Raw genomic sequence first — 2807 nt, 5'->3', positions numbered from 1 at the left:
GGTCTGGTGCTCTTCGCCCACGGCAGCGGCAGCAGCCGCCTGAGCCCCAGGAACAATTACGTGGCACAGATACTGCTTGATGGCGGTATTGGTACCTTGCTCTTTGATCTGCTGAGTGAAGAGGAGGACAGGGTCTACGCCACCCGCTTCGACATCGGTCTGCTGAGCGAGCGCCTGGCGTTAGCCACCCGTTGGACACAGCGACAGCCGGGGGCGGCGGGCCTGCCCTTGGGTTATTTCGGCGCCAGCACCGGCGCTGCGGCGGCCCTGCGCGCTGCCGCCCAGTTTGGTGACGCTATCGCTGCGGTGGTTTCCCGCGGCGGGCGACCCGATCTCACCGGTCCCGCCATCACCCAGGTAAAAGCGCCCACCCTCCTTATTGTCGGCGGCTTAGACGATGTGGTGATTGGCCTGAATGAGCAGGCTTTCGCCGCTTTGCGGGCGGAGAAGGAACTGGCCATTGTCCCCGGCGCCACCCATCTCTTTGAGGAACGAGGGACGCTGGAAGCGGCGGCCCGCCTGGCCCTGGAGTGGTTTCAGCGCCATTTCAAAGCCGCAGCCGGAGCCGCCGATGGGATAGGGCGGTGAAACAGGTCCTGCACGCGTCGGCCTAGCTGCTCATGGTCGCCGCCAGCAGTGGCCGCAACGCCTTGAGGGTCCTCGTATTGAGCACGTCTTTCTTCTCCAGCCAGCCGCGCCGCGCCTGCTGTAGGCCAAAATGCAGGTTGTCGAAGTCGTGAATGCTGTGGGCATCGGAATTGACGGCCAGCAGCACCCCTTCTTCCTTGGCCATCCGGGCATGTATGTCGACGAGATCCAAGCGCTCGGGCTGGGCGTTTATCTCCAGAAAGCAGCCCCGCTCGCGCGCATGGCGGATGATGCGGGGCATGTCCACATCCATGGCTTCCCGGCTGCCGATGAGCCGCCCGCTGGGGTGGGCGAGGATGGTGAAATGGGGGCTGTCCATAGCCTTGAGGATGCGTGCGGTTTGTTTGCCCCTGGGCAGATCGAACCGGTAGTGCACCGCAGCCACTACCAGGTCCAGGTCACCCAGGATACCGTCGGGCAAATCCAGGCTGCCGTCTTCCAGGATGTCCACCTCTATGCCCTTGAGGAGCGTGATGCCATCGAGTCCCCTATTAAGGGCATCAATCTCGTCCAGCTGCCGGCGCAAACGCACCGGGTCGAGGCCATGGGCGACGGTCAGGTGGCGGCTGTGCTCGGTGATAGCCAGATATTCCAGACCTGCGGCCTTGGCCGCCGCAGCCATGTCCCGCACGCTATAGTGACCATCGCTGGCCTTGCTGTGGGCGTGAAGGTCGCCGCGCAAATCGCCCATCGCCACCAGTTTCGGCAAATGTCCGGCGCGGGCGGCCTGGATTTCGCCGCGGTTCTCCCGCAGTTCCGGCTCAATATAGGGCAGGCCGACAGCGGCGTAGACGGATTCCTCCGTTTCGCCGGCAATACGTTCTTTCCCGCGAAAAAGCCCATATTCGTTGACTTTCAGACCCATATCCTGACCCATGCGGCGGATGGCGATGTTGTGGGCCTTGGAGCCGGTGAAATAATGCAGGGCGGCACCATAGGCGGATTCGTCCACGGCGCGTAGGTCCACCTGGAGTTTGTTCCGCAGGATGACGGTGGCCCGGGTAGTGCCTTGGGAGAGGACTTCCGCCACGTCCTCATAGGCGGTGAAGCGCTCCATCACCGGACTGTCGGCAGTGGCCGTAGCCAGTATATCCAGGTCGCCCACCGTGTCCTTGCCACGCCGGAAGCTGCCGGCCACCACCACCCGCCGCACGCCGGGTATGTTCTGCAGGTAGTGGACCAGGGCGGCTGCATACGGGGCGGCGATGGCGATAGGGAAACGGGGAACGGCGGCGATCTGGGCCTGAAGGGCTTCCAGGATGCGCGTTTCGGTCTTCTCGCCAAAACCGGGGACACTGCGAATGCGCCCCTCCCGGGCGGCGCGGGTGAGCTGGTCCACGGTCTCCACGTCCAGTTCATGCCAAAGCGCCTTGACCCGCTTAGGTCCAAGGCCCGGCACCTTGAGCAGCTCCGTCAATGCCGGCGGGGTCTGTTTTTCCAGTTTTTCGAGAAAGGAGCAGTGGCCCGTGGTAACGATCTCGATGATTTTTTTAGCCAGGTCGTCGCCGATGCCGGGCAGCTCGGTGAGGTCTTCACCGGCCTCTACCATGGTCTTGACGTCGCTGCTCAGGCCTTGTACGAGACGGGCGGCATTGCGGTAGGCGCGTACCCGGAAGGGATTGGCGTCCTCAATCTCCAAAAGATCGGCGATTTCGTCGAAGATGTGGACAATATCAGAATTGAGAATGGGCATGTTTATGGCTGCTCCGGTTCCTGCCTGGGCGATGTTGCGCGCAAAATCTCCAGCACCTCTTCGTCCTTGACTTCACGGAAGTCTGTAAAGAACTCGCCCACCGCATAAAATGGTTTCGGGGCCGCCAAATAAACGAGATCATCGGCGAGGGGGCGCAACTGCGCGATGGTGTCGGGAGGGGCCACGGCAAAAGCGGCGATCAGGCGGGCAGGTCGCTGCTGGCGAAGGAGACGCAATGCAGCCCCCAGAGTAGCGCCGGTGGCGACGCCGTCGTCAACCACAATAACGATACGGCCCTGGGGATCGATGGCCGGGTGAATCGGCGTGTATTGCGTGCGCCGCGCTTTGATCACCTCCAGTTGCCGGGCCGCTTCGTCGCGAATGTACTGCGCGTCGATACCCAGGCGACTGGCCATGGGATCGGTCCATATCCGCCCATCTTCATCGACGGCGCCTATGGCGTATT

The 2807-nt window shown here is 62.8% G+C and carries 3 protein-coding genes; 1 reads left to right on the top strand and 2 read right to left on the bottom strand.

Features of this window, described 5'->3' with window-relative positions:
* A partial coding sequence (locus tag AC2VNK_RS06150) for a dienelactone hydrolase family protein (protein WP_486883186.1) occupies positions 1 to 588 on the top strand: 588 nt, incomplete at its 5' end.
* A gap of 22 nt (positions 589 to 610) precedes the next feature.
* Here AC2VNK_RS06150 and polX read toward each other — a convergent pair.
* On the bottom strand, positions 611 to 2341 hold the full coding sequence (polX, locus tag AC2VNK_RS06145) for a DNA polymerase/3'-5' exonuclease PolX (RefSeq protein WP_486883185.1): 1731 nt from the start codon (positions 2339 to 2341) through the stop codon (positions 611 to 613).
* A gap of 2 nt (positions 2342 to 2343) precedes the next feature.
* On the bottom strand, positions 2344 to 2807 hold a 464-nt coding region (locus AC2VNK_RS06140; RefSeq protein ID WP_486883184.1), incomplete at its 5' end, for a phosphoribosyltransferase.

Source organism: Acidithiobacillus sp. TH-A35, assembly GCF_057473505.1.
This window is presented reverse-complemented; position numbering and strand designations above follow the sequence as displayed.

What these genes read in the sequence shown, in the direction of transcription:
- polX (WP_486883185.1), bottom strand. Translation starts at nt 2,341, where the DNA reads ATGCCCATTCTCAATTCTGATATTGTCCACATCTTCGACGAAATCGCC.